The following is a 1,473-nucleotide window of genomic DNA, read 5'->3' as shown; positions in this document are numbered from 1 at the left end:
GCAGTTTTGCAGTTTTGCAGTTTTGCAGTTTTGCAGTTTTGCAGTTTTGCAGTTTTGCAGTTTTGCAGTTTTGCAGTGCATTATATCCATAAACTTCTTAAGGTCAAGTTTAATATTACTTTTGGAACTCTCTACTTTATTACCAACGAATTCGCCCACACATTTCCTTTGCCGTAATATCATGATGCGTCCTTATATTCCGGCGCGGTGAAATACCACGCCTTGCAGAAAACAGATTAAGTGCGGACGCATTGATTCCGGGCAACATTCACTGCGTCTGCGTGTCAAAAATCAGCGTTACCGCCCCTTTCCACGTTGAGCCTGGCGCTTTTACCATCGTTTCCACCGCAGGCCTGCGCACGCGAAAATCAACGTGCGAGCGTCGATAAGTAATAAACCTTCCGGGCACATCAATCTTATAACCACTGGCAGCAGAAGTTATTGACATATAGTAGACATCCGCACCGTTACTTTTATAACCGGGCAACGTCATCGAGACTTCCAGCGGAACGATCTGACCTGTCTGGGTATTTTGCAACCCGCAGTTTTGGTTACCACCATCATGTCCGCACTGCATTTTGACGGAAAACCCTGACGAGGAAGAGAGGGAAAAAGGTACCTCTTTACTCAGTGATGGCGGTATATGCCCGCCATTAATCCAGGGTTCCCAGCCGCCCTGTGCGCCCAGCGAAACATTCTCACTGCCAGGGGCAAATTTTATATACAACTCGTGCTCCACGGTCGCTTTTATGTGGATCCTGATCTCACTCTCAAGGTTCGTATCGGCATGAAAATCGATATCACCGTTATCGCCGAACCTGTAAACAAGGTCACCTTCATATATTCCCTCATATATATTTAAGGGTTCCGGAGTGATAACCAGGCTGGTATATCCCATAACGACGGAGCTGACATTAATTTTGCCCTGAAATACATCCATAAGTTTACCGTAACAGGTTAACTTACTTTCCGGGATCTCAAGTCTGGGGCGAACAAAGCTCTCATCAACCACTGTACTTCGCCCATGACAGCCCCCCTTCGGGTTGGTTACCGACCAAAATGTATCGCTCATATCACCGCTACTGGCATCCAGACGATTAAGCTGTGCACCAAAGTACGCTAAACGAAAAACTGCACTTATGCTCTGACCGGTTGCAGGATCGGTTAAGGTCACTGTTTTCGGAAGACCATCAAAGGTCATAGAGACAGTATTACGTTCCGGATCGGGAGATGAATAATCGTAATATTTTTCTGCCAACACACCGGGAACATTGACACCTTTATAAAGATTCAAACCAGGTTCACATGTCAAGCCGGTGCATATTGTGGTGTCGGTAAATGTATTTTTATTCGGACTATTAATACTTGCTTTAAACTCCACATTTAAAGTCCCGGATGTTGCGTGAACCAGAGTCGAGAATAACAGCCAGAAAAACGCAATACTTTTCCCGTGAATTAATTTTCTAAAATAGC

1 protein-coding gene is annotated in these 1,473 nt (G+C 45.1%); it reads right to left on the bottom strand.

Features of this window, described 5'->3' with window-relative positions; genetic code table 11:
• Positions 1 to 268: 268 nt before the first annotated feature.
• A partial coding sequence (locus tag DK872_RS07285; protein ID WP_237656183.1) for a hypothetical protein occupies positions 269 to 1,473 on the bottom strand: 1,205 nt, incomplete at its 5' end.

It is taken from the genome of Kosakonia sp. MH5, from assembly GCF_009935945.1.
GTDB classification, from domain to species: domain Bacteria; phylum Pseudomonadota; class Gammaproteobacteria; order Enterobacterales; family Enterobacteriaceae; genus Kosakonia; species Kosakonia radicincitans.
This window is presented reverse-complemented; position numbering and strand designations above follow the sequence as displayed.